Origin of the sequence: Luteimonas endophytica (assembly GCF_029887875.1) — a bacterium.
GTDB lineage: Bacteria > Pseudomonadota > Gammaproteobacteria > Xanthomonadales > Xanthomonadaceae > Luteimonas > Luteimonas endophytica.
This window is the reverse complement of sequence record NZ_JARXRM010000019.1, coordinates 35,908-60,741: the sequence shown is the minus strand read 5'-3', so window position 1 is coordinate 60,741 and position 24,834 is coordinate 35,908. Positions and strand designations below refer to the sequence as shown.

The 24,834-nt window shown below is 72.7% G+C and carries 22 protein-coding genes; 10 read left to right on the top strand and 12 right to left on the bottom strand.

Annotated elements, in window-relative coordinates:
• Window positions 1-84: 84 nt before the first annotated feature.
• Both ubiH and QFW77_RS04090 read left to right on the top strand, forming a co-directional pair.
• Window positions 85-1,290 (top strand): 2-octaprenyl-6-methoxyphenyl hydroxylase, encoded by a 1,206-nt coding sequence (gene ubiH, locus QFW77_RS04095; protein WP_280573027.1) that lies wholly within the window; start codon window positions 85-87, stop codon window positions 1,288-1,290.
• Entirely contained in the window at window positions 1,287-2,465 is a 1,179-nt protein-coding gene (locus QFW77_RS04090; RefSeq protein WP_280573026.1) for an FAD-dependent oxidoreductase, read from the top strand. Before ubiH ends, QFW77_RS04090 begins: the two co-directional genes overlap by 4 nt.
• Before the next feature lie 43 nt (window positions 2,466-2,508).
• On the opposite strand, the gene QFW77_RS04085 is transcribed toward QFW77_RS04090, so the two are convergent.
• Window positions 2,509-2,727 carry an EF-hand domain-containing protein gene (locus tag QFW77_RS04085; RefSeq protein WP_280573025.1) on the bottom strand — a complete coding sequence of 73 codons (219 nt, stop codon included), beginning with the start codon at window positions 2,725-2,727 and terminating at the stop codon, window positions 2,509-2,511.
• On the opposite strand from QFW77_RS04085, the gene QFW77_RS04080 reads away from it, so the two are divergent.
• On the top strand, window positions 2,726-3,079 hold the full coding sequence (locus QFW77_RS04080) for a hypothetical protein (protein ID WP_280573024.1): 354 nt from the start codon (window positions 2,726-2,728) through the stop codon (window positions 3,077-3,079). The genes QFW77_RS04085 and QFW77_RS04080 overlap by 2 nt on opposite strands.
• 19 nt (window positions 3,080-3,098) lie before the next feature.
• On the opposite strand, the gene rlmM is transcribed toward QFW77_RS04080, so the two are convergent.
• The 4 genes from rlmM to QFW77_RS04060 form a co-directional block, all read right to left on the bottom strand.
• Window positions 3,099-4,142: a 23S rRNA (cytidine(2498)-2'-O)-methyltransferase RlmM gene (gene rlmM / locus QFW77_RS04075; protein ID WP_280573023.1), complete on the bottom strand. Its 1,044-nt coding sequence runs from the start codon at window positions 4,140-4,142 to the stop codon at window positions 3,099-3,101.
• A gap of 65 nt (window positions 4,143-4,207) precedes the next feature.
• Window positions 4,208-4,783: a nucleoside deaminase gene (locus QFW77_RS04070; RefSeq protein WP_280573198.1), complete on the bottom strand. Its 576-nt coding sequence runs from the start codon at window positions 4,781-4,783 to the stop codon at window positions 4,208-4,210.
• On the bottom strand, window positions 4,783-5,148 hold the full coding sequence (locus QFW77_RS04065; RefSeq protein WP_280573022.1) for a hypothetical protein: 366 nt from the start codon (window positions 5,146-5,148) through the stop codon (window positions 4,783-4,785). Before QFW77_RS04065 ends, QFW77_RS04070 begins: the two co-directional genes overlap by 1 nt.
• A gap of 14 nt (window positions 5,149-5,162) precedes the next feature.
• Window positions 5,163-6,941, bottom strand: a complete 1,779-nt coding sequence (locus tag QFW77_RS04060; RefSeq protein WP_280573021.1) for a glutamine--tRNA ligase/YqeY domain fusion protein — start codon at window positions 6,939-6,941, stop codon at window positions 5,163-5,165.
• Between the two features lie 197 nt (window positions 6,942-7,138).
• Between QFW77_RS04060 and QFW77_RS04055 the strand changes: the two genes are divergently transcribed.
• Together QFW77_RS04055 and QFW77_RS04050 are read left to right on the top strand one after the other, a co-directional pair.
• A complete protein-coding gene (locus tag QFW77_RS04055; protein WP_280573020.1) occupies window positions 7,139-9,328 on the top strand; it encodes a GGDEF domain-containing protein in 2,190 nt (729 codons plus the stop codon).
• Between the two features lie 94 nt (window positions 9,329-9,422).
• Complete coding sequence (locus QFW77_RS04050; RefSeq protein ID WP_280573019.1) at window positions 9,423-10,346, top strand: DMT family transporter; 924 nt, start codon at window positions 9,423-9,425, stop codon at window positions 10,344-10,346.
• 66 nt (window positions 10,347-10,412) lie between these two features.
• Here the strand turns inward: QFW77_RS04050 and rnk are convergent, their stop codons facing one another.
• The 4 genes from rnk to ahpC form a co-directional block, all read right to left on the bottom strand.
• On the bottom strand, window positions 10,413-10,826 hold the full coding sequence (rnk, locus tag QFW77_RS04045) for a nucleoside diphosphate kinase regulator (RefSeq protein ID WP_280573018.1): 414 nt from the start codon (window positions 10,824-10,826) through the stop codon (window positions 10,413-10,415).
• A gap of 106 nt (window positions 10,827-10,932) precedes the next feature.
• A complete protein-coding gene (gene oxyR, locus QFW77_RS04040) occupies window positions 10,933-11,880 on the bottom strand; it encodes a DNA-binding transcriptional regulator OxyR (protein WP_280573017.1) in 948 nt (315 codons plus the stop codon).
• Between the two features lie 88 nt (window positions 11,881-11,968).
• Complete coding sequence (ahpF, locus tag QFW77_RS04035; RefSeq protein WP_280573016.1) at window positions 11,969-13,558, bottom strand: alkyl hydroperoxide reductase subunit F; 1,590 nt, start codon at window positions 13,556-13,558, stop codon at window positions 11,969-11,971.
• 207 nt (window positions 13,559-13,765) lie between these two features.
• Window positions 13,766-14,329, bottom strand: coding sequence for an alkyl hydroperoxide reductase subunit C (gene ahpC, locus QFW77_RS04030; RefSeq protein WP_280573015.1), 564 nt, complete (start codon window positions 14,327-14,329; stop codon window positions 13,766-13,768).
• Between the two features lie 394 nt (window positions 14,330-14,723).
• Here ahpC and prmC point away from each other — a divergent pair, with 394 nt between their 5' ends.
• Together prmC and pip are read left to right on the top strand one after the other, a co-directional pair.
• On the top strand, window positions 14,724-15,578 hold the full coding sequence (gene prmC / locus QFW77_RS04025; RefSeq protein WP_280573014.1) for a peptide chain release factor N(5)-glutamine methyltransferase: 855 nt from the start codon (window positions 14,724-14,726) through the stop codon (window positions 15,576-15,578).
• Between the two features lie 34 nt (window positions 15,579-15,612).
• Window positions 15,613-16,560, top strand: coding sequence for a prolyl aminopeptidase (gene pip / locus QFW77_RS04020; protein WP_280573013.1), 948 nt, complete (start codon window positions 15,613-15,615; stop codon window positions 16,558-16,560).
• Window positions 16,561-16,675: 115 nt separating this feature from the next.
• On the opposite strand, the gene QFW77_RS04015 is transcribed toward pip, so the two are convergent.
• The 3 genes from QFW77_RS04015 to QFW77_RS04005 form a co-directional block, all read right to left on the bottom strand.
• Window positions 16,676-17,233 carry an NUDIX hydrolase gene (locus tag QFW77_RS04015; protein ID WP_280573012.1) on the bottom strand — a complete coding sequence of 186 codons (558 nt, stop codon included), beginning with the start codon at window positions 17,231-17,233 and terminating at the stop codon, window positions 16,676-16,678.
• Between the two features lie 193 nt (window positions 17,234-17,426).
• Complete coding sequence (locus QFW77_RS04010) at window positions 17,427-18,338, bottom strand: 5'-3' exonuclease (protein WP_425603270.1); 912 nt, start codon at window positions 18,336-18,338, stop codon at window positions 17,427-17,429.
• Entirely contained in the window at window positions 18,338-18,904 is a 567-nt protein-coding gene (locus tag QFW77_RS04005) for a nitroreductase family protein (protein WP_425603269.1), read from the bottom strand. The genes QFW77_RS04010 and QFW77_RS04005 overlap by 1 nt, the downstream gene beginning before the upstream one ends.
• A gap of 109 nt (window positions 18,905-19,013) precedes the next feature.
• Between QFW77_RS04005 and QFW77_RS04000 the strand changes: the two genes are divergently transcribed.
• From QFW77_RS04000 to QFW77_RS03990, 3 genes are all read left to right on the top strand, one after another.
• Window positions 19,014-21,416 (top strand): DUF1631 family protein, encoded by a 2,403-nt coding sequence (locus QFW77_RS04000; protein WP_280573010.1) that lies wholly within the window; start codon window positions 19,014-19,016, stop codon window positions 21,414-21,416.
• Window positions 21,417-21,544: 128 nt separating this feature from the next.
• Complete coding sequence (locus QFW77_RS03995) at window positions 21,545-23,665, top strand: DUF1631 family protein (protein WP_280573009.1); 2,121 nt, start codon at window positions 21,545-21,547, stop codon at window positions 23,663-23,665.
• A gap of 56 nt (window positions 23,666-23,721) precedes the next feature.
• Complete coding sequence (locus QFW77_RS03990; protein ID WP_280573008.1) at window positions 23,722-24,825, top strand: NAD(P) transhydrogenase subunit alpha; 1,104 nt, start codon at window positions 23,722-23,724, stop codon at window positions 24,823-24,825.
• The last annotated feature ends 9 nt before the right edge of the window (window positions 24,826-24,834 follow it).

Below are 24,834 nucleotides of genomic sequence, written 5' to 3'. Positions count from 1 at the left end.
GCACCGCTGCCGTGTGGACGTGCCGCGCCGGCCGCCAAGCGCGTGGTCGCGCGCGCAGGGCGCGCCGCGCTTATCATGCACCGGATGCGTTCCGATCACGACGTCCTGATCGTCGGCGGCGGCCTGGTCGGCGCCAGCCTGGCGATCGCGCTGGACCGGGCCGGCCTCGACGTCGGCCTGGTCGAGGCCACGCCTGCCGGTGGGCTGCCGGCGGTGTTCGACGAGCGCAATCTCAGCTTCGCCGATGCCACCGTCAATGCGCTGACCGCGCTCGGGGTGCTGCAGAAGCTCGCCGCGCCGCCGGGCGCGATCCGCCGCATCCACGTCAGCCGCGCCGGTGACTTCGGCCGCGCGCTGTTGCTCGCCACCGACTACGGCCGCGAGAGCTTCGGCCAGGTGGTGGTGGCGCGCGACTTCGGCACGGCGCTGGCGGCGCGGCTGGACGAGCTGGCGGGATTGAGCCGCTATCGCCCGGCGCGGTTCCTCGGCTGCGCCGCGGACCGCGACAGGCAACGGGTCCGCATCGCCGACGCCGCCGGCGAACGGGTGCTGCACGCGCGCCTGCTGGTCGCCGCCGACGGCACCGCCAGCGCGGTGCGCGAGGCGCTGGGCATCGGCGCCGAACGCCACGACTACGGGCAGACCCTGCTGGTGGCGCGCGTGCGCAGCTCCCGCCCCCCCGACGGAACCGCCTACGAACGGTTCACCGAACACGGTCCGACCGCACTGCTGCCGCGCGGCGACCGCCACTACGGGGTGGTGCACGGCGTCGCGCGCGCGGAAGCGCAGGCTGCCGCGGGGCTGGACGAGGCGGCGTTCCTTGCGCGCCTGCAGTCGGCATTCGGCTGGCGCGCCGGCCGCTTCGTCGCGGCCGGCGCGCGCAGCGCGTATCCGGCGCTGGGCCTGGTCGCGGGGCGCACCACGGCCACGCGCGCGGTGCTGGTCGGCAATGCCGCGCAGACCCTGCATCCCGTCGGTGCGCAAGGGTTCAACCTCGGGTTGCGCGACGCGTTGACGCTGGCGGAACTGGTGGCGGCGGAGATTGGGGATCCGGGCGGCGAGGCGCTGCTGCGGGCGTATGCGGAGCGCCGCCGCGAGGATCGCGAGCGCACCCTGGCGTTCTCGGACGGGCTGGCGCGGATGACCGCGGGCGCCGCGCCGCTGCTCGGCCCGCTGCGCAGCCTCGGCCTGCTCGCGGTGGACCGGGTGCCCGCCGTGCAGTCGCTGCTCGCCACAGGCGCGATGGGCTATCGCGGGCAGGTACCGGCGCTGTGTCGGGCGCAGGCATGAGCCGCCGTCGGCGCAGCGACGTCGCGGTGGTCGGCGGTGGCGTGGTCGGCGCCGCGTGCGCGTTGATGCTGGCGCGGCTGGACCTGTCGGTGGAGCTGGTAGAAGCCGCCGCCCCGGCGCCGTGGTCGCCGGATCGGCCGGATCTGCGCGTCTACGCGTTCGCGCCCGACAACGTGCAGCTGCTGCGCGAGCTGGACGCCTGGGGGCCGGTGCGCGAGGCGCGCGCGCACTGCTACCGGCGGATGCGCGTGTTCGACGCAGGCGGCGGGGGCGAGCTGGTGTTCGACGCCGACGCGTTCGGGAGCCAGGCGCTTGGCTGGATCGTCGAACACGCGCTGCTGGTGGACCGACTGTGGGCGGCGCTGCCCGCGGCCGGGGTGGTGCTGCGCTGCCCGGCACGCGTGGAATCCCTGGAGCAGGAGCCAGACGGCGTGGTGCTGAGGCTGGACGACGGCGGCCGGGTCGCCGCCGGGCTGGCCATCGCCGCCGACGGGGCGGATTCGTTGCTGCGCGGCCTGGCCGGCGTCGCCGTGGAAACGCGCGACTATCGCCAGCGCGGCGTCGTCGCCTACGTCGGTACCGAGCGCGGCCACGAGGACACCGCCTGGCAGCGCTTCCTGCCGGGCGGACCGCTGGCGTTCCTGCCCTGCGCCGACGGCAGCAGTTCGATCGTATGGACGCTGCCGGATGCCGAGGCGGCACGGGTCCTGGGTCTCGACGACGCCGGGTTCGGCGATGCGCTGACGCGCGCGTTCGACGCACGCCTGGGCGCGGCGAAGCCGCTGTCGCCCCGGGTCGCGTTCCCGCTGCGGCGGCAGCTCAGCGAGCGGGCGCTGGCGGGCCGGGTGTTGTTGCTCGGCGACGCTGCCCACGTGGTGCATCCGCTGGCGGGCCAGGGCGTCAATCTCGGCCTGCGCGACGTGTCGGCGCTGCGCGATGCGATCCTGCGGGCCCGGCGCCGCGGCGGCGACTGGGCCCGGGCAAGCGTCCTGCAGCGCTGGGCGCGTGTGCGCCGCAGCGAGAACGCGGTGGCCGCCTATGCCTTCGACGGCATCAACCGGGTGTTCTCCAACGACGCACTGCTGCCGACGCTGCTGCGCGGCCGCCTGCTGGGGATCGCGGGCGCGATGCCGCCCCTGGTCGACGCGCTGTGGCGCCGCGCCGCCGGCAGGTAGAGCGCGCGCGAAGGTGCCTGCTACACGCGCGTGAGCGCCTGGGTTACCGGGTCCAATCCGAAAGTTCGTAGCGACTCAGCCGGCCGTCCTCGTTGCGGTCGACGGCATCGAACTGGGCGCCCAGGGTCTCGTCGGCAGCGGCTTCGCTACGGCTGAGGTCGCCGTCGTTGTCGCGGTCCAGCGCGGAGAAATCGACCCGATAGTCGCTGAGCTCCGGCTTGGGTGACAGCGAGTTGACCCGGACCTCCTGGCCGTTCTGCATGATCACGGCCGTTTCACCGCTGGCCGGCTCCGCCGGAGCAGTCCGATTCTTGGATGGCGCGGTCGGCGTGGCGGGGGAAGGCATCGCCGGCCCGGCCGGGTCGATCGGCGCCGACGGTCGGGTCGCACCGGTCGGCGTTTCCCCGGTCGCCTGGCTGGTGGGATGTGTCGACGTGATCGGCGCCGCTGGATGCTGGGCCAACAGCGTCAGTGGTGCTGCGAATGCGGACAGCGAGATTGCGAGCAAGGTGCTGCGGAACATGGGGCTCTCCTTTTGGGCGGATGAAGACCGCATGAAGATCGATATCCATCCCGCAACCAAACGTATACCGGCAGCGGTGAAGTTCACTTGAAATGCGACCGGTGGATCGTTCAAATGGTGGCGAACACGGTGATCTCCTCGCGGTCGTGGTACAGCTGCCGCGCGCGTATCGTCAGCGGCGCACCGGCCTCGTCGGCGAACAGGTCCAGGCAGCGCCGGGTTTCCTGCCAGCGCTGCTTCATCGGCAGTTTCAGATTGAAGATCGCGTGACGGCACCAGCCCTCGCGGAACCATGTCGCCATCCGCGAGGCCACGCGCCGCGGCTGTTCGACCATGTCGCAGACCATCCAGTCCAGCGGCGCGTCCGGGGACCAGCGGAACCCGTCGGCGCGCAGGTGCTCGACCAGGCCGGTGTCGTGCAGTTGCGCCTGCAGCGGGCCGTTGTCGATCGCGGCCACGCGCAGGTGGTGGCGGGTCAGCACCCAGGTCCAGCCGCCGGGTGCGGCGCCCAGGTCGGCCGCGCGCATGCCGGGTTTGAGCAGGGCCTGACGCTCGCGTTCGCCGAGCAGCGACAGCAAGGCCTCCTCCAGCTTCAGCGCCGAGCGGGAGGGCGCGCCGGCGTGCAGCCGCAACCGCGGGATCCCCAGCGGCCACGGCGCACTGTCGGCCGGCTGGCTGCGGCCGAGCAGCACCCGGTCCCCGGCGACGAAGCAGACGTGCAGGCGCGGCAGCCGCGGCTCGTCCCTGGCGCTGAGAAACCCGCGCGCGCGCAGCACCGGGCGTAGCGCGTTGCCGAAGCTGCGCGCGAGCCCCGACAGCGGCTTGCCGAAGTCGGAATCGGGGTGTTCCATCCACAGCTCGCCGTAGCGGCCGCGCCCCTCCAGCGCCGCCAGGACCGGCGCCATGCGGTCGCGCGGGTCCGGCGCGGCGACGTCGGCGATCAGCACCATCTTCTGCCGGGCGAACACCAGCGCATTCCAGGGCAGTGCCGACGCCAGCGCATCGCCGCATTCGCCATGGAACAGCAGGTAGCCGTCGTCGCGGTTCGCGCGGGCATAGCCGGCGATGCCGGCGAGCGCCGCGCGTTCGGTCAGCTCGGCCGCCAGTTCCGGTTCGAATCCGGCGCGGCAGTAGCACAGCAGGGCGTCTTGCATCGGGTTTCCGTCGGGTGCCGCAGGCGGGGAAGGGGGCCGGAGCGGGCGCGCCGCGGAAGTTGCGCTCAGTAGCGCCCGCCGCCGGCCCGGCCGTAGTCGCGCAGGACCTCGCAGGCGGCCTCGCGATCGAGATCGCGGACCACCTCGATCCCGCGCCGCGCCAGTTCGCCGGTCCAGTCGGCCGGCAGCGGGCCTTCGTCGAATTCGGTCAGGGTCATCACGTCCTCGGCGCGCGCGCCGATCAGCAGCCGGTCGATGCCGGCCCAGACCGCGGCGCCGTAGCACTGGCAGCACGGCTGCGCCGAGGTCGCCAGGGTATACGGCCCGACCGGCCGGTCCGCGGCGTCCCGGTTGAGCCGTGCGCGCTGCAGGCGCTGCTGGGCCAGCATGAACGCCATGGTCTCGGCGTGGGCGACGGAGCAGCTCTGCGGGAGCACCCGGTTCACGCCGACCGCGACGATCCGCTGGTCGGGGCCGAAGACCGCGGCGCCGAACGGGCCGCCGCTGCCGGCCTCGACGTTGCGCCGCGACAGCGCCACCGCCAGCGCCACCTTGGCCTCGTCGCCGTCGATCGCCGCCGTCGGATCGACCGCCTCGTGCACCCAGGCGGGCAGGGTGAGATGGACCTGCGCGTACAGCATCATTCCAGCGGCGCCCGCAGCGGCTGCCGCACCGCTTCGCAGCGGTTGGCGACGCAGCTGCAGGCGGAAATCTCCTGGAACCCGCAGACCGAGGCCATCCCGCCGGCGGCGCACCGTTCGCGCACCGCGTCCGGGTCCGGCTGCGCGTCGCGGTTGACGCAGGCCGGGAAGTAGCCGCAGCAGTTGCCGACGTTCTTCACCACGCAGTCGGCGTCGGCCGCGCAGCTGCGATCGAGCTGCAGCGGATCGGCCGGTGTCTCGGCCGTCTGCGGCGCTGGCACGGGGCGGGGGGCGGCGGGAGCGCAGGCGGCCAGCAGCAGCGCCAGCAGCAGCCCGGCCCCAGCTGAAAACGGTTGCACGCGCATGTTGACCTCCGTGGTCAGGCCTTGGCGGCCCAGGTGTCGCGCAGCGTCACACTGCGGTTGAAGACGGGCGCCCCGGGCGCGTGGTCGCGGCGGTCGGCAACGAAATAGCCGAGCCGCTCGAACTGGAAGCCCTGCTCCGGTGCGGCCTGCGCCGCGGCCGGTTCGATGACGCCGCGCGCCACCCGCCGCGAGTCCGGGTTGAGATGATCGCGGTAGGTCAGCCCGCCGGATTCGTCGTCGGGGTCGGCGACCGAGAACAGGCGGTCGTAGAGCCGGAGCTCCGCTGGCACCCCCCGGGCCGCGTCGACCCAGTGCAGGGTGCCCTTGACCTTGCGGTTGGCGCCCTCCATGCCCGGGCGCGAGGCCGGGTCGAGGGTGCCGCGCAGCTCGACGATGGCGCCGTCCGCGTCCTTGATCACCTCGTCGCAGCGCACGATCCCGGCACCGCGCAGGCGGACCTCGCCGCCGGGCACCAGGCGCTTCCACCCCTTGGGCGGCACCTCGGCGAAATCGTCGCGCTCGATCCACACCACGTTCGAGAACGGGACCGCGCGCTGGCCCAGGCGCTCGTCCTTGGGGTGGTTGGAAAACGTGAGCGTCTCGGCGTGGCCGTCCGGCAGGTTGGCCAGCACCAGCCGCAGCGGGTCGACCACCGCCATGCGCCGCGCCGCGCGCGCGTCGAGCTCGTCGCGCAGCGCTCCTTCCAGCACCGAATAGTCGATCACCGAGTTCTGCTTGCTGATGCCGAGCCGGTCGACGAACAGCCGCAGCGCCGCGGGGGTGTAGCCGCGGCGGCGCAGCCCCTGCAGGGTGTACATGCGCGGGTCGTCCCAACCCTGGACCAGGCCGTCGGCCACCAGCGCCGAGAGCTTGCGCTTGCTCATCACCGCGTAGTTGATGTTCAGGCGCGAGAACTCGATCTGGCGCGGCCTGGCCGCCTCGGCGGGCAGCCCGCGGGCGATCAGGGGCTCCAGCAGCCCGGGGTCGCCGGCGAGATCCGCCCGCTCCACGCACCAGTCGTAGAGCGGGCGGTGGTCCTCGAACTCCAGCGTGCACAGCGAATGAGTGATCCCCTCGATGGCGTCGCCCAGCGCGTGCGCGTAGTCGTACATGGGGTAGATCGGCCAGGCATCGCCGGTGTTCTGGTGGGCCACCTTCTTGATGCGGTACAGCGCCGGATCGCGCAGGTTGATGTTGCCGCTGGCCATGTCGATCTTCGCCCGCAGGGTACGCGCCCCGTCGGCGAATTCGCCAGCGCGCATGCGCCGGAACAGGTCCAGGTTCTCGTCCACGCTGCGGCCGCGGAACGGCGACTCGCGGCCGGGCGCGGTGAGGGTGCCGCGATACTCGCGAACCTGCTCGGCGCTCAGGTCGCAGACGAAGGCGTCGCCCTGGCGGATCAGCTTCTCGGCGGCGAGATAGAACACCTCGAAGTAGTCCGAGGCGTGGCGCAGGCTGGCCCACTCGAACCCCAGCCAGCGCACGTCCTCCTGGATCGCCTGGACGAATTCGGGATCCTCCTTCGCCGGGTTGGTGTCGTCGAAGCGCAGGTTGCAGCGCCCGCCGAATTCGGCGGCGAGGCCGAAATCCAGACAGATCGCCTTGGCGTGGCCGATATGCAGGTAGCCGTTGGGCTCCGGCGGGAAGCGGGTGCGGATGGCGAGATGCTTTCCGCTGGCCAGATCGTCACGGACGATCTGGCGGATGAAGTCCTGCTTTCCTTCCGCGGGCGCGGCATCGGGTGCCTGGAGCGGAGCCGACGGCGGCGAAACGTGGGGGGCGGAGCTGTTCATGGTCGCTTGCGGGGAAAACGGACAGTGTAGGGCCTGCCCGCCGCCCTGGGGCGCACACGGTGGAATGCGCACTCCATCTGGTGCGATGTGTGACGCTATTATCATAATGGCACGCGTCTTGCGAACGATTCGGGGACAGGGGGAAGCATGCAATTCGGTGAGCGCGACGCGCGGGAAGCAGGGACCGGGGACCGCGGGTGCTGAACCGGTTCGGCCGCTGGCATCGCGACCACGACACGGTCTTCCTGGCCGGGTTCGCGCTGCTGGTGTGCCTGCTCGCGGCCGCGGTGCTCGCGGCAGGGGGCGAAGGCCGGGGCCAGATCGCGGTCTCGGTGGTCCCGGGCGGCGCCGGCGAGGTGGTCGCCGACGGCCGGGTGCTGCGGCACGCCGGCGGACGCGCGCAGCGCAGCCATGCGCGGGTGCGCTTCACCCTGGGGTCGGCCCGGCCCGACGGCGCGGGGAGGATGCTGTGGCTGCCGCGCGAGCCGGTGGCGGCGATGTGGGCCGAAGCCGGCGACTGGCGCAGCCCGGTCCGGGGGTTCTTCGACGGTGGCGGCGACCAGGGTGTGCTCGCCGCCGGGTATCGGTTGCGGCTTCCGGCCCACTGGGAGGGACCGGTCGAGCTGGACCTCCACGTCGAGGGAGGCGCGGCCGCGGCGCTGCGCCCGGTGGTGCTCGACGAGGACGAGGTCGCGCGGCTGGAACAGCGGGCGGTCGCCATCGCCGCCACCGTGTATGCCGCGCTGCTGACGCTCTCGTTGCTGGCGCTGGCGCTCTACAGCGCGGCACGCGACCGCGCCTTCCTGCTTCTGTTCGGCTGCGCCACGCTCGCGCTGCTGGCGCTGGCGGCGCTCAACGGCCACCTGTACGCGATGCCGGTCCTGCGCCTGTTCGCGACCTGGCAGGCGCAGGGGATCTGGGCGCTGGTGTTTCTGTTCCTGGCCTCCTGGCTCAAGCTGGTACAGCACTACGTCGGCGGGCATCGGCTCGGCGCGGCCGCCTCGTGCAGCGTCGACGTGGCGGCGGGGGCGCTCGTGGCGACCGCCGCCGTCTGCCTGCTCGATCTGCGCCTGCTCGACCCGGTGATGCAGCCCCTGGCCGCGCTGGGCTCGGCGGCGAGCGGGGTCGGCAGCCTGGTGCTGCTGATGGGGGCCGGGCGCCGGCGCGTGGCGATGGCCTGGCCGCTGCTGCTGGTGGTGCTGGCCACGCTGCTGCTGGCGCTGCTGCGCCGGATGACCGGTTACGACGTGGTACCCGGCCTGGCGGCGATGCGCTACGGCTTCCAGGCCGGGGTGGTCGCCACGCTGATCGTGTTCGCGGTGGGCCTGGTGAGCCGGATCAGCGAGTACCGCGACCAGCGCGATCACGATCGCCTGGCGCGCGCCGATACCGAACGGCGGATGCAGCGCGAGGCCGCCCGCACCGACCTGGTCGGCGCGCTGCAGGCGAAGCTGCGCACGCTCGCTCCCGGCGACATCGAGTGGACCGGCTTCCGCACGCTGTTCGACCACCTGGCGCCGCTGCTCCCGGTGGCGTCGATGGTGGCGGTGGCGCACGGGTTCCACGGCCGCGATCTGATGGTGGCGCATCCGCACGCGCAGAAGGACCGGTTCGTGGCCGAGCTGCAGCCGCGGCTGCTGCCGCTCAAGCGCCAGGCCGCCAACGGCATCGCCCTGCAGCAGCCGTTCACGTCTCCGGATTCGGTGGCGATCGAGGCGGTGATCCCGCTGCAGATCCGCACTCCTTCCTGGGGCGCGGTGCTGCTGCGGCGCGCCGGCGGCGACGGATTCACCAGCGACGAGATGGCGCTGGCGACCGAGTTCGTGCGCCTGACCCAGATCCAGATCGACCAGGCGATCGCGGCGGTCAACCTGCGCCGCTCCGCCGAGCTCGACGCCCTGACCGGCAGCTTCAACCGCCGTTCGATCGACCAGTGGCTGGCGCGCGCCTTCAGCGAAGCGGAGCGGGACCGGCAGCCGGTGTCGGTGCTGTTCGTCGACCTGGACCGGTTCAAGGCGGTCAACGACCGCTACGGCCACGCCTGCGGCGATCACTGCCTGCGCGCCGCGGCGGCGGCGCTGCGCGGTGCGCTCGGCGAGCGCGACATCTTCGGCCGCTACGGCGGCGAGGAGTTCATCGCGGTGCTGCCCGGGCGCGGCGGTGCGGCGGCGCGACAGGTCGGCGAGGACCTGCGCGCGGCGGTGGAGCGGCTCGCGCTCGAGTGGGAAGGCCAGGCGCTGCGCCTGACCGTCAGCGTGGGCGTGGCGACGCGGCGCGACGGCGAGCACAGCCCGGCGGCCACCATCGACCGCGCCGACAAGGCGCTGTACGCGGCCAAGCGCGGTGGCCGCAACTGCGTGCACGTGGCGCCCGCGGTCTTCACCTGATTGCACTCGCCGATCGCGACCGGCCGGCCACGGCGCATCCCGGGCCGGTCGCGGCCTGCTAATGTCGCGGCCTTTCCGGACGGACGCGGGGCGCATGCAGCAGCGAGGCAACCAGGACCGCATCGCGCTGGTGTGGATGCTCGCCGGCGCCTCGCTGATCGGCACCAACGGCCTCATGGTCCGGTTCGCGGAGACGCCGCCGACGGTCTCGGCGTTCTACCGGGTGTTGTTCGGCGGCCTGCTGCTGTGGCTGTTGGTGCTGGCCCGGCGCGATTGGCGCAGGCTGCCGCCACGCGCCTGGCTGTGGGTGCTGGCGCCGGCCACGGCGTTCGCCGCCGACCTGTGGCTGTGGCACCGCAGCATCCTGCTGGTCGGCCCGGGGCTGTCGACCCTGCTTGCCAACGTGCAGGTGTTCGCGATGGCGCTGGCAGGAGCGCTGCTGTACGGCGAGCGCGTCGGGGCGAGATTCCTCGCCGGGCTGCTGCTGGCGTTCTTCGGGCTGTGGCTGCTGCTGGGCGGCGAATGGAGCAGCCTGGCTCCCGAGTACCGCTGGGGGGTGCTGCTGGGGCTGGCCACCGGCATCTGCTACGCCGCCTACAACCTGGGGCTCAAGCGTGCGCAGCAGGAGGCACGCAGCGCAACCGCCGGCACCGCGCCGATCGCCCAGGTGCTCGCGCTCGCCTCGCTCGGCTGCGCGCTGCTGCTCGGGGCCGGCGGCCTGGTCGAGGGGGTCTCGTTCGCGATCCCGTCGTGGCGTTCGCTGGGCTGGCTGCTGCTGCTGGCCAGCGTCGGCCACTGCCTGAGCTGGGTGCTGATCTCTCGGGCGATGCCGCACCTGCGGGTGGCGGTGGTCGGGCTGTTGCTGCTGCTGCAGCCGGTGGTGGCGTTCGTACTCGATGTCGCGCTGCTCGACCGCGCGACCACCGGGCGCGAATGGCTCGGCCTGGCGCTGACCCTGGCCGGGATCTTCCTGGCCGGCCTGCGCGGGCGCGCCCGGCTGCCGGCGCAGCCGGCCTGAGCCGCGGGCGTTCCTGCCCGGCAACGGCGCGCCGGTCGGGCGCCGCCGGCACCCGCGGTTCCCGGATCAGCCGTCGGCGCGCGGCGCCACCGCGGTCACGCGCAGGCGCAGCTTGCGACCTCCCGGTGCCTCCCAGTCGATGTGTTGCCCGACCGCCAACCCCAGCAACGCACTGCCGACCGGCGCCAGCACCGAAACCTTCCCGCTGGCGACATCGGCCTCGCGGGGATACACCAGCACCAGGCGATGGTGGCTGCCGCTGTGGACGTCCTCGCAGTCGACGGTGGAGTGCATGCCGACGACATCGGGCGGCATTCCGGCCAGCGGCCGCACCTCGGCGCGGACCAGCTCGGCCTGCAGCGCGGCCGCGGCCGGGTGGTTGCGCCAGGCGTCGGATTCCAGCAGCGCGTCCAGGCGCGCGGCATCGGTCTCGGACACGACGATGGGTGGCGGCGGGCCGCCGGGGTTCTGGTCGTGCATGGGGCGGTCCTCGGAAGGGAGCGCCGGCACCGGCGCGTAACGACGCGGGCGGCGCATTGCGCGCCGCCCGCCGTAGCCGCAACCCTAGCCCCAGTCGCGGGGAGGTTCAAGCGGCGGCGGGCGCCTCGCTCGCCGGCGGGTGCGCCGGCGGCCGGTATTCGAACAGCTCCGCTGGCAGCTGCGCGAACACGTCCGCCAGCTGGTGCAGGAAGGCATCCATCGCCGAGCTCCGGCGCCAGACCATCGCGATCCGGCGGCTGGGCCGGGAGTCGAGGAACGGGAGCAGCCGGATCGAACGCGAGTGCGCCACCGGGGGCTGCACCGCCAGCATCGGCAGCAGGGTCACGCCGACGTTGGCGGCCACCATCTGGCGCAGGGTCTCCAGGCTGGTGGCGCGGAACTCGCTGCGCTCGCCGGCACCGCCGAGGTGGCAGACCTCGAGCGCCTGGTCGCGCAGGCAGTGCCCGTCCTCCAGCAGCAGCAGGCGCTGGTCGGCCAGTTCCTCCATGCGCAGCCCGTCGCGCCCGGCGAGCGGGTGGCCCTCGGGCACCGCGAGCAGGAAGGGCTCCTCGAACAGCGGTTCGCAGTGCAGCTGGTCGTCGTCGACCGGCAGGGCCAGCACCGCGGCGTCGAGGCGGCCGTCGCGCAGGCGGCCGAGCAGCACGTCGCTCTTTTCCTCCACCAGCAGCAGTTCGAGCTTGGGGAAGCGCGCGCGCAGGCGCGGGATCACGTGCGGCAGCAGGTAGGGGGCGAGGGTGGGGAAGATCCCCAGGCGTACCGCGCCCGACTCCGGATCCTGCTCGCGCCGGGCGGCCTCCTTCATCTGCTCGACCTCGGCGACGATCCGCCGCGCCCGCTCGGCGGCCTCGCGGCCGGCCGGCGTGAGCATGATCTTGCGCGGCGCGCGCTCGACCAGCGAGACGCCGAGTTCGTCCTCCAGCTTGCGGATCTGGGTGGACAGGGTCGGCTGGCTGACGAAGCATGCGGCCGCGGCGCGGCCGAAGTGCTTGTGGTCGGCCAGCGCGACCAGGTACTTGAGGTCGCGCAGGTTCATGCGGCCACCGGTCGCCGGTGGTGGCGACGCCAGCGGGACGGGTCGTCCCCGCCGCCGAGCATACGCCGGAGTCCCGGCGCAGGCGCGTTCACGCCGCCTCGGCGGCGGCGGCGCCGGCCGGCGCGCTGCTGCGGATGAGGTGGTCGAAAGCGGACAGCGCCGCCCGCGAGCCCTCGCCCATCGCGATCACGATCTGCTTGTACGGCACGGTGGTGCAGTCGCCGGCGGCGAACACGCCCGGCAGGCTGGTGCGGCCGCTGCCGTCGGTCACCACTTCCCCGCGCGGCGACAGCTCCACCGTGCCGCGCAGCCACTCGGTATTGGGCAGCAGCCCGATCTGCACGAACACGCCGTCCAGCTCGAGGCGATGGCTGTCGCCGCCGATCCGGTCGGTATAGACCAGCGCGGTGACCCTGCTGCCGTCGCCGGCCACCTCGGTGGTCTGGGCGCTGGTGACCACCTCGACGTTGCCGAGGCTGCGCAGCTTGCGCTGCAGCACCTCGTCCGCGCGCAGCCGGCCGTCGAACTCGAGCAGGGTGACGTGTCGCACGATGCCCGCCAGGTCGATCGCGGCCTCGACGCCGGAGTTGCCGCCGCCGATCACCGCCACCCGCTTGCCCTTGAACAGCGGACCGTCGCAGTGTGGGCAGTAGGCCACGCCGCGGTTGCGGTACTCGGCCTCCCCCGGCACGTCCATGGTCCGCCAGCGCGCGCCGGTGGAAAGCACCACCGTCTTCGCCTTCAGCGCGGCGCCGCTGGCCAGCTCCAGCCCGACCAGACCGTCCTCGCCCGCCGGCAGCAGCCGCTCGGCGCGCTGCATGTCCATGATGTCGACCTCGTACTGGCGCACATGTTGCTCCAGCGCCGCCGCCATCTTCGGCCCCTCGGTCTCCGGCACCGAGATGAAGTTCTCGATCGCCATCGTATCGAGCACCTGGCCGCCGAAGCGTTCGGAGACCACGCCGGTGCGGATGCCCTTGCGCGCGGCGTAGACCGCGGCCGCCGCGCCGGCGGGGCCGCCGCCGACCACCAGGACATCGAACGGCGCCTTGCGCGCGATCTTCTCGGCGGCGCGGCGCTCGGCGCCGGTGTCGAGCCGGGCCAGGATCTGCTCCAGGCTCATGCGACCCTGCTCGAACGGCTCGCCGTTGAGGTAGATCGCGGGCACCGACATGACCTGGCGCGCCTCGACCTCCTGCTGGAACAGCGCACCGTCGATCGCGACGTGGTGGACGTTCGGATTGAGCACCGCCATCAGGTTGAGCGCCTGCACCACGTCGGGGCAGTTCTGGCACGACAGCGAATAGTAGGTCTCGAAACGGTACGCGCCGTCGAGCCGGCGCACCTGCTCCTGGATCTCGGCCGCGGCCTTGGGCGGGTGCCCGCCGACCTGCAGCAGCGCCAGCACCAGCGAGGTGAATTCGTGGCCCATCGGCAGCCCGGCGAAGCGCAGGTCGATGTCGTGGCCGGGCGAGGACAGCGCGAACGAAGGCTTGCGCTCGGCGTCGTCGCGGCGCACCTCCACGGTGATGAAGCCGCTCAACGCGGCCAGGTCGTCGAGCAGCGAGAGCAACTCGCGCGACTTGTCGCCCTCGTCCACCGAGGCGGTGACGTGGATCGGACGCACCACCCGTTCCAGGTACGCCTTGAGCTGGGTCTTGAGATCGGCATCCAACATGGAAGGTCCTCGTGGAACTCGGGAAAAGGGAAATGGGCCGGTAATGGCGGCCCGCGATGCAACCGTTCGCGGCGGCGCATCGGGCTCTGGGGAGAGGAGTGGACCGGAGCCGGCGCGCGGCGGGCTGGCGGCAGCTGGCGGGCTGCGCCGGCTCCGGNCCGGTCCACTCCCACCCCCGCGAACGGGGATGGGAGCGGGTGGCGCGGGTCAGATCTTGCCGACCAGGTCCAGCGACGGCTTCAGGGTCTTCTCGCCTTCCTTCCACTTGGCGGGGCAGACCTCGCCGGGGTGCGCGGCCACGTACTGAGCGGCCTTGACCTTGCGCAGCAGCTCGGCGGCGTCGCGGCCCACGCCCTCGGCGGTCACTTCCATCAGCTGGATGCGGCCTTCCGGATCGATCACGAAGGTGCCGCGGTCGGCCAGCCCCTGGCCCTCGCGCATGACCTCGAAGTTGTTGGTGATCGTGCCGGTCGGGTCGGCGACCATCGGGTACTGGATCTTGCCGATCGCCGCGGAGCTGTCGTGCCACGCCTTGTGCGAGAAGTGGGTGTCGGTGGAGACGCTGTAGATCTCCACGCCCAGCTTCTTGAACTCGGCGTAGTGCTCGGCCAGGTCCTCGAGCTCGGTCGGGCAGACGAAGGTGAAGTCGGCCGGGTAGAACACGACCACCGACCACTGCCCACGCAGGTTGGCGTCGGTCACTTCGATGAACTCGCCGTTCTGGTAGGCGGTGGCGGCGAACGGCTTGATTTCGGTGTTGATCAACGACATGGACATCCTCATCGTGGTGGGGGTAAACGAAGCCCGCCGGGTTCGATTGGCGGGCGGAACACAGAGGATAGGGACCACCTATCAATCTGTAAAATCGATAGATCCGATCTAATCGATAGGCGGCGGGTATGGATGAGCCGGTTCCATCGAGGGTTTCAATGGCTGAAACCGTTGCCATCCGTGCTGCGTTGCAGCAAGATGGACGCGTCGAACCGGCCCCGGCCGCTCAGCACAGGCGGCCCGGGCCGCGACCAGTTCCGTGTCCCGTCACTCCCTCCCACGCGTGATACGGAATCTTCGAAGGCGGCCTCGGCCGCCTTCTTTTTTGGTGCTTCGTCGGCCGCCGCCGCGGCTCCCCGCCGCAGCCGGGTCCGCCTGCGGCACACTGCACTGCATGAACCGACCCAGCCCCCTGCGCGTGGACGCGATGCTGCGGCGCGCCGCCGGGCGCATCGATCGCGAGGACGCCCTGCATCTGCTCGAACACGCCCTGGCGCGGCCGCGCGCGTGGCTGTACGCGCACGGCGACGCGCCCGTCGCCGACGCGGCGGCGGCGGCGTTCGAGGCGCTGGTGGCACGCCGCGCGGCCGGCGAGCCGGTGGCCTATCTCACCGGCCGCCGCGGCTTCTGGACGCTGGATCTCGCGGTCACGCCGGACACCCTGATTCCCCGCCCGGAGACCGAACTGCTGGTGGAACTGGCGTTGGGGCGCCTGGCGCCCGATGCGCCCCTGGCGGTCGCGGACCTGGGCACCGGCAGCGGAGCGATCGCCCTGGCGATTGCCCGCGAGCGGCCGCGCGCCCGCGTGGTGGCCACCGACCGCAGTGCCGCGGCGCTGGCGGTCGCCGCCGCCAACGCCGCCGCCAACGCCATTGCCAACGTCGAGTTCCGTGCCGGCCACTGGTATGCGCCGCTGGCCGGCGAACGCTACGCGCTGATCGCCAGCAATCCGCCTTACATCGCCGCCGGCGATGCACACCTGCAGCGCGGAGACCTGCGCTTCGAGCCGGATTCGGCGCTGGTCTCCGGGCCGGTCGGGCTCGAGGCGATCCGCGCGATCGCCGCCGGCGCGCTGGCGCACCTGGGCCCGGGCGGCTGGCTGCTGCTGGAGCACGGGCACGGGCAGGGCGACGCCGTGCGCGAGATCCTGCGCCGCGAAGGCCTGGCCGACATCGCCACGGCCGCCGACCTGGAGCGCCGCGAGCGCGTCACCCTGGGCCGGGCCGGGGCGAGGGCGGCGGGCTGGTAGACTCGCGCACCGGTTTTCTGCCCACGGTGACGCGATGCGCACGCTCTACCCCGAAATCGAGCCCTACGAGACCGGCACCCTGCAGGTGGATGCGCGCCATGCGCTGCACTACGAGCAGTGCGGCAATCCGAGGGGCAAGCCGGTCGTGCTGCTGCACGGCGGGCCCGGCGGGGGATCGAACGCGAAGATGCGCCGGTTCCACGATCCCGAGCGCTACCGGATCGTGCTGTTCGACCAGCGCGGTGCGGGGCGCTCCACGCCGCATGCGGACCTGGTCGACAACACCACCTGGCACCTGGTCGCCGACATCGAGGCGCTGCGCGAACACCTGGGCATCGACGCATGGCAGGTCTTCGGCGGGTCCTGGGGCTCGACCCTCGCGCTCGCCTATGCCCAGACCCATGCGCGGCGCGTGACCGAGCTGGTGTTGCGCGGCATCTTCATGCTGCGGCGCTGGGAGCTGAAGTGGTTCTACCAGGAAGGCGCCTCGCGGCTGTTTCCCGAAGCCTGGGAGCAGTACCTCGCCGCGATCCCGCCCGGCGAGCGCGACGATCTGATCGCCGCGTTCCACCGCCGCCTGACCTGCGACGACGAGGCCACCCGGCTGGCCGCCGCGCGCGCCTGGAGCGTGTGGGAGGGCGCCACCTCGTTCCTGCGCGTCGACCAGGACTTCGTCCACGGTCACGACGATCCGCACTTCGCCCTGGCGTTCGCCCGGATCGAGAACCACTACTTCGTCAATGGCGGTTTCTTCGAGACCGACGATCAGTTGCTGCGCGACGCCTACCGGATCGTCGACATCCCCGGCGTCATCGTCCATGGCCGCTACGACGTGGTCTGCCCGGTGCAGAACGCCTGGGATCTGCACAAGGCCTGGCCGCGCGCGGAGCTGGCGATCACGCCCACCTCGGGCCATTCCGCGTTCGAGCCGGAGAACGTCGACGCGCTGGTCCAGGCGACCGACCGCTTCGCCGCGGCGTAGGCGGTTCGGCCGGCGGCCGATGCCGCGGCCCGAGCGAGGCGAATGCAGCCAACAGGCCGAGTGCGCAGCGGCGCGCGACCACTTCCCTGCTCCCGGCTTCGAGTCGCTCCTGGCCTCAGGCGGCCGGCGATCCGTCCGGGTTGAATTCGATCATCCAGAGCCCGGCCCACAGCTTGAGGTCGATCTCGAAGCCCTCGGCATGCTTGCGCATCAGCCACGCCGGGGCGTCGCGCCGCGGCACGGTGTGCACGGTGATGTCCTCGCTGCCGACCCCTCCGCCCTCGCCGACCTTGCGCAACTCGCGGGCGCGGGCGAAGGCGACACGCTCGTTGCTCATGCCGGCCGTGGTGGGCCCGGTCAGCAGCACGTCGATGCGGCCGGCGTCCCAGCCGGTCTCCTCGATCAGCTCGCGGCGTGCGGCGGATTCGATCGAATCGTCGTCGAGGTCGTCGCCGATCAGTCCGGCCGGCATCTCGATGGTGGGCGCGCCCAGCGGCACCCGGAACTGTTCGACGAACAGCACCTGCTCGTCCGGCGTGACCGCGATGACGATCACCGCCATCCCGTCGCGGCCGTGGGTGCGCTCGCAGGACTCCCATTTGCCGCGCCGGACCATGCGCAGCCAGTCGCCCTGGTACAGGATCTCGAGGTCTTCGGCCGGTTGCTCTTTCATCGCCGCATGCTAGCGCGTGCCGTCCCCCGGAGCGAAGCGGCATCGCCCCGTCGCGCGAAACGACATGTTCCCTCGGGCCCAACCACCTGCCCTTCGGCGAGACGGCGGACTCCCGGCAAAGCGGAGGCCGCTCGGCGTCGCGGGCTCCGGAGCGGGAGCAGGCAGCGAGCCCGCTCCGCGAGGGCGGCCGGGATCAGGGAGCGAACGCCAGCCCGGAGGCCTCGTGCAGGCGCCGCCGGGTCAACGGCCCGAACCGGACCAGTTCGCACAACGCCAGCAGCGCGGCGGCGTCGGGACTTGCGCGCAGGAACGGCGGCGTCGCCTCGGAAAGCGGCGCGTCGAGCGCGATCGTCGCCAGCCGGCGGCACAGCAGCGCCTGTTCGCGGTGCGCACGCAGGCGATCGGCCGCACGCGCCGCCCCGCGCAGGCGCAGGTGCGGCACCTCGTCGACCCGCGCCAGCAGCGCGTCGAGGCTGCCGAAGTGCGCCAGCAGCGCGGCCGCGGTCTTGGCGCCGATACCCGGCACTCCGGGGATGTTGTCGGTGCTGTCGCCGCACAGCGCCAGGTAGTCGGCCATCTGCCGCGCCTCCACGCCGTGGCGCGCGGCCACCCCGGCCGCGCCCCAGCGCTGGCCGCGGGCGAAGTCCCACTGCTCGTCGGTCCCGTCGAGCAGTTGCGAGAGATCCTTGTCGGCCGAAACGATCACGCCGCGCAGGCCGCTGGCGCGCGCCAGCTGCAGGGCGCTGCCGATCAGGTCGTCCGCCTCGTACTCGCTGTGGGCGAGCACGGTCAGCCCGAGCGCGATGCATAGCGACTTGCAATGCGCGAACTGGCGCCTGAGTTCTTCGGGCGCCGGCGGCCGGTTGGCCTTGTAGGCGGGGTAGAGCGCGTTGCGGAAGCAGCTGTCCAGCGCCTCGTCGAAGGCCACCACGATATGGCGCGGCCGTTCCCGTTCGAGCAGCTCCAGCAGGAAACGGGCGAAACCGTGCACCGCATTGGTCTGGTGGCCGTCGGCGCCGCGGAACTCGTCCGGCATCGAATGCCAGGCCCGAAACACGTAGAGGCTGGCGTCCACCAGGTACAGCGCGGGCAGCCCGGTCGGGATCACGCGGGCGACCAGTCGCTCAGCAGGGCGAGCGGGTCGGGGCGTTCGCGCTCGGGCGCGTCCGCGCGCGGCGTACCGATGTGGATGAAACCGGCCACGCGCTCCTCCTCGCCCACGCCCAGCAGCGCATGCACCTGCCGGTCGTAGGCGGGCCAGCCGGTGAGCCACTGTGCGCCGAAACCGTGGCCCTGCGCCGCCTGGAGCAGCGCGAAGCAGACGCAGCCGGCGCTGAGCAGCCGCTCCTGCGCCGGGATCTTGTCGTCGGAGGCGTCGAGCACGGCGATGACGGCGATCACCAGCGGCGCGTGGTTGAAGCGTTCGCGGTCCTTGTCGAGCACCGCCTGGGATGCGTCCGGGTCGCGGTGCCGGGCGATCGCGGTCAGCGCCTCGCCCAGGCAAGCCCGCGCCGGGCCGGCGATGCGGAGAAACCTGAATGGCACGCGGCGGCCATGGTCCGGCACCCGGACCGCGGCGCGCAGCATCCGTGCGAGCGTTGCGGCGTCCGGGCCGGGCGCGTCGAGCTGGCGCGCCGGGATGGACCGGCGCGAATCGAGTGACCGCAGGATGTCAGTGGCACTATTTGGGACGGTGTTCACAGACGTGGTTTTGACCTTTAAGGAATGTATGCTGACTGGGCGCGCCCCTGCGCCAATCCATGACTCATTGTCCCCCGAAATGGCGTCCATAGACGACACCGTCGCGAAGTCCCGCGCCCGCCGCACCGGCAGCCGCGCGGGCGAGCGCGTGCTGGAATCGCTCAAGCGCGATGCGATCACCGAACTGGTGGGCGTGCTTTCGGGATTCTGGAGTTCGATCGAGGAACAGGTGCGGTTGGCGGCGCTGGCGGGGCACGATTTCAGCGCAGCGCAGGAAGACCGGGTCGCGGTGATCGCCCTCAGCCATCGCGCGCTGGAGCTGGCCACCCGCTACCGCGAGGCGATCGAGGAGGCCTTCGAGCGCTGGCTGGAGCCGCGCGAGGAGCAGGACCGGGTGCAGTCGCTGGAACTGATGTCCGAGGGCGAACTGGAGATCCACCTCGCCGGGCAGCAGATCACCGAACTGCTCGAGCACCAGTTCCTGCATCCCCTGGCCCAGCTCGACGAAAGGCTCGAGGCGCTGGCGGTGAGCCTGGATATCGAAGGACGGCCGCAGAACCCGCTCCGCCCGGAAGTGGCGGTGTCCGCATTCGTCGACCTGTTCCAGGCCGACGACCTGACGCCGAGCCTGCGGACGATGGTGTTTCACCAGTTCGACAAGCGCCTGCCCAAGGTGCTGGGCGAGGTCTATGCGAAGGCCAACGCGACCCTGCAGACCGCGGCCTTCGGCAGCGGCCAGCGCAGCGCGAGCGCCCGGCGTGGCGGTGTCCAGCGGCCGGAAGCCCCGCGCGCCCCGGAACGCGCCGGACGCGCCGCCGATGCGCCCGCCGAGGGCTGGGTGCCCGATGGCGGGCTGGTCGAGCACGGCGGTGCCGGCGGTGGCGGCGAGGTCCGCGACCAGGGCTCCATGTCCGCCGATTTCGGCGGCCGGCGCCCGGCCCAGGGCCCGGCCCCGGGCGGTGCGCGCCCAGGGGATGACGGCCAGCCGCTGCGCTATCGCGACATCGTCCGCGAACAGCTGCGCGCATGGCGGGCGCAGGGCGGCCTGCACGCGGTGCCGGCCGAGGGCGCCGACAGCGTCGCCGCCGAGATCGGGGCGCTGGCCGACGCCGCCTCCGAGGCGGTCGGCCAGGTGCTCGGCACCGAGGACATGCTCAACATCGCCTCACTGCTGCAGGGCGACGACCCGAGCCCCTACACCCGCGCCCTGGCCGGGGAGGACCAGCGCAACCTCGCCGAGGTGATCCGCGCCGAGATCCTCGGCGGCGTGCGCCAGCTCGGCTTCGACCCCGAGAAGACCCGCTTCAGCGCCGACGAGGAGGATGCCATCGATCTGGTCGGCATCCTGTTCCAGTCGCTGTTCACCGCCAACGACCTGCTGCAGCGCTCGCGCTCGCTGTACGGCAAGCTGGTGGTGCCCTACGTCAAGGTCGCGCTGACCGACGACTCGCTGTTCAACCGCCGCAGCCACCCGGCGCGGCAGTTGCTCGATGCGCTGACCGAAGCCTGCGACGGCAATACCGGGCAGACCGCGCAGGACCAGGAGACCCTGGACAAGGCCGAGCACGCTGTCGACCGTGTGGTCGAGGAGTATCAGGAGGACCAGGCGGTGTTCGAACTGGCCGCCGCGGAACTGCGCGACCAGCTCGACCAGCAGCGCAAGCGCTCCGACATCGCCGAGAAGCGCGCCGCCGAGGCCATCCACGGCCGCGAGCGGCTGCAGATGGCGCGGCGCAACGCCGAGAGCCTAGTCGCCTCGCGCATGGCCGACCGCGCACTGACCGCGCCGGTCGGGCATTTCCTGGACCAGCACTGGCGCCACTACCTCACCCAGACCTGGCTGCGCGACGGTCCCGAGTCGGAGCGCCATCATGCCGCCATCGGCCTGGGCGACGCGATGGTGCAGGTGGATGCCGACGCCGCCCAGGTGCGCGGCGCCGCGGTGGCCGACCAGCTGCTGGCGCTGCAGGTGCCGCTGGGCGAGTGCTATTCCAGCTGCGGGCTGGATGCCACCGCCGCCCGCGACGCCATGGCCCGGATCATCTCCGCGCTGGCGATGCCCGACACCCCGCGCGCGGTTCGCACGCCGACCGGCGGCGAGATCGACGAGGAGGACGGCGACGAGGCGATGCTGCCGCTGCGCCTGGCGGGCGGGACCGACGAGGTCGCCTGCGATCCGGCCATCGCCGCGCGCATGCGCAGGCTGCGGGTCGGCCAGGGCCTGCGGATGATCGACCGGGGCGGCCGCGAGACCGCGGCGCGGATCGCCTGGATCAGCCCGCTGACCTCGCGGTTCCTGATCGTCAACCGCCGCGGCGTCCGCAAGATGGTGGTTTCGCCCGAGGAGCTGGGCCTGCTGGTCGCTTCCGGCAGGGTGATGGTGCGCTCGGTCGATGCTCCCTTCGACGAGGCCATGAAGCAGCTCTGGCAGCGCCTCAACCAGGCGCCAGCGCCGACCCAGAAGGCGGCAAACGCCGGCTGATCGCGGGTCCGGAACCCGGTCCTCGCACCCGGCCTTCAGGTTCCCGCGCCGCGGCCGATCAGTTAAGGCAGGCGATTTTGTGATCGCTTACGCTATCGCATCGTTTCAGGCCGCGGACCGACATCGACATGCCCAGCTCGCAGCATCCGGGCCCGCCCGCCGGGCCGCGCGCGGCGTCCGTCGCGCCGGCGCAGCTGCTGGAGCAACTGGAGCAGGGCATGGCCGGGCGCCTGCAGCCGACGCTGGCAGCGACCCTGCAGGCCGCCGCCCGCGAGCTCGAGGCGCGCCGCGCCGCCGAACCCGCCGCCGATCGCCTCGCCGACCAGCTCACCGGCCTGCGGATCCTCTCGCGCTATGTCGGCGTGTCCGAACGGCGCTGGCGCAAATGGTTCGCGCGCGGCTTCAACGGCTGGCCCCAGCCGCCCCGGCCGATGGCCGACGACGCCTACGCGCTGGTGTCCGACGACGAGCTGCAGTCGCAGCTGGTCGGCCAGCCGGTGATCGAGGCCCTGGAGCGCCGCTTCTCCGACCCGCTCGACGTGATCGACAAGCGGTTGTGGTCGCTGGCGGCGCAGCTCGGCGGCCAGGTCCGGCCGCACAATCCGGTCGCGCCGCGGCACGTGGTGGAGGCGTTCCTGCACGCGTTTCCGGCCACCGAGGTCGACGCGCCACTGCGGGCCGGGCTGCTGCGCCATTTCGAGCGCAGCGTCGCCGCATGCCTGGGCGACGCCTATGCGTGGTGCAACACCCTGCTCTCGGAGGCCGGCCATTCGCTGGTCGGCACCGGCGACTACGCTCTGCTGATGGCCGGCCAGCCCCCCAGCGGCAACGGCGGCGGCAAGGCGGACCTGTGGGCGGAGCACAATGCGCTGGCACCGGCGGCCGGCTCGACCTGGCGCGAACAACCCGGGCACAAGCGCCCGGCGCCCAGGCGCACGCCCAGCGATGCGGTGCGCGGCAACGCGCTGCGCCAGCGCATGCGCGGGCTGCGGCCGCCATCGCCCGCGGAGCGGCGGGCGATGCGGCTGGAAGAATTCCTCGCGGTGCTGTCGCTGCTGCAGGGCGAGCCGGCCCCCGCGCTGGCGACGGAAGGCTGCGCGCAGCGGCTGCGGGTCCGCCTGGCGGAGGTCGCCGCGAGGCTCGGCATCGATCCGGCGACGGCGGCGCCGGCGCCGGAGCAGGACGATGCGGTGGAACTGGTCGGAAGACTGTTCGACGACCTGGTCGCCAGTCACGCGCTGTCCGACCAGGCCGCGGCCCGGCTTTCGCGCCTGCCGCTGCCGTATCTGCGGCTGGCGCTGACCGACCCCTATCTTTTCGAACGGCCGCCCTCGCCGGCGCTCGGGGTGCTGGACCGGCTGTTGCGGCTGTGGGATGCCAATCCCTGCCGCAGCGGCGCGGAGACCGAACTGCACGAACTCGCCGACGCGGTCGCCGACGACATCGCCGAGCACTTTCACGGCGACGAACAGGTCTTCGCCCGTGCGCTGGAGCAGCTCGAGCAGGTCCTGGAGCCGCTGCAGCGCCGCGCCGCCGTCGCCGAACGCCGGGTCGGACAGGCGATCGAGGGGCGCGAACGGCTGCAGGCGGCGCGCGCCGAGGCCGACCGGCACCTGGCCGAACGCCTGCGCGCGCCGATGCTCGACCGGGTCGGCGGGTTCCTGCGCGAGCAGTGGCGGCAGGCGCTGGTGCAGGCCTGGCTGCGCGACGGCGCGCAATCGCAGCGCTATGCCGATCTGCTCGCGCTGGGCGAGGCGGTGGTGCGGATCGACGCCGATGCGGCGCACGCGCGCGGCCACGCGGTCGCAGATGCCCTGCTCGCGCTGGAGGCGCCGCTGCGCGCCTGCTACGTGGCCTGCGGACTCGACGAGGGTGGTTCCCAGGTGCTGCTGGCGCAGTTGGTCGCGGAGCTGGCCAACCCCGATGCGCCGCGCTCGCCGCAGCGCTTCGAGCCGCTGCTGGAAGGCGGACACGATCCCGCAGCGGGTAACCCGGACGAACCCGTGCCCGCGACGGTGGGGCAGAGGGTGGTGCGCACCCTCGACGACGGCTCGGCCCAGGCCCTGCGCCTGGCCTGGCGCAGCCCGCTCGGTGGCGACCTGCTGCTGGTCAACGCCCACGGCGGACGCGAGCTGCTGCTCGGCGCGCGCGAGTTCGCGCGGATGCTCGAAACCGGGCGCCTGCGCCTGCGCGCGGCCGATGGGCCGGTCGAGGATGCGCTGCGCAGGCTCGAGGCGGCGCCCGACTGAGCGCACCCGCCCCGGGGCTTCGGTTAGGATGGCGGCGAGGGGTCGCGGAGCCGAACATGACACTGAAGATCGGGATCGCGCGGGAGACCGCGCCGGGCGAACGGCGCGTCGCCGTCACGCCAGAAACCTGCCGGAAGCTGGTGGCCGCCGGGGCCGAGGTCCACGTCGAGCGCGGCAGCGGCGCCGGCGCGCATTTCCCCGACAGCGCTTACGAGCAGGCCGGTGCGAAGCTCACCGGCAGCGCGGCCGCCGCGGTCGGCGAAGCCGACGCGGTGCTGTGCGTGCAGCCGCCGCCGGCGGACGGCATCGCCGCGCTGAAGCGGGGCGCGGTGCTGGTCGGGATCCTGCAGCCGCAACTGGACGAAGCGCGCGCCGCCGCGATCGCCGAGCGGGGGGTGTTGGCGTTTCCGCTCGAGCGCCTGCCGCGGACCACCCGCGCCCAGGCGATGGACGTGCTCAGCTCGCAGGCGGGAATGGCCGGCTACAAGGCGGTCCTGATCGCCGCGGTGCTCGCGCCGCGCTTTTTCCCGATGCTGACCACCGCCGCCGGCACGATCCGCCCCTCCAAGGTGCTGGTGATCGGCGCCGGCGTCGCCGGCCTGCAGGCGATCGCCACCGCCAGGCGGCTCGGCGCCCAGGTCGAGGGCTTCGACGTGCGCCCGGAGACGCGCGAGCAGATCGAATCGCTGGGCGGGCGGTTCCTCGATCTCGGTGTCAGCGCCGCCGGCGAAGGCGGTTACGCCCGCCAGCTCACCGACGAGGAACGCGCCGAGCAGCAGCGACGGCTGGGCGAGCATCTGCGCAACGTCGACGTGGTGGTCTGCACCGCGGCCGTGCCGGGGCGCCCGGCGCCGCGAATCGTGACCGCGGAGATGGCCGCCGGCATGAAGCCAGGAAGCGTGATCGTCGACCTGGCCGCCGAGACCGGCGGCAACTGCGCGCTGACCCGCCGCGGCGAGACCATCGAGCACGGCGGCGTGGTCGTGGCCGGACCGCTCGACCTCGCCAGCCAGGGCGCGCAGCACGCCAGCGAGATGTATGCGCGCAATGTGCTCAATTTCGTGCAGTTGCTGTTGAAGGACGGCGCGCTGGCCTTCGACTGGGACGACGAGCTGCTGGCCAGGACCGTGTGGCCGGAACGCCCGCCAGCCGAGGCCTGAAGCGGCATC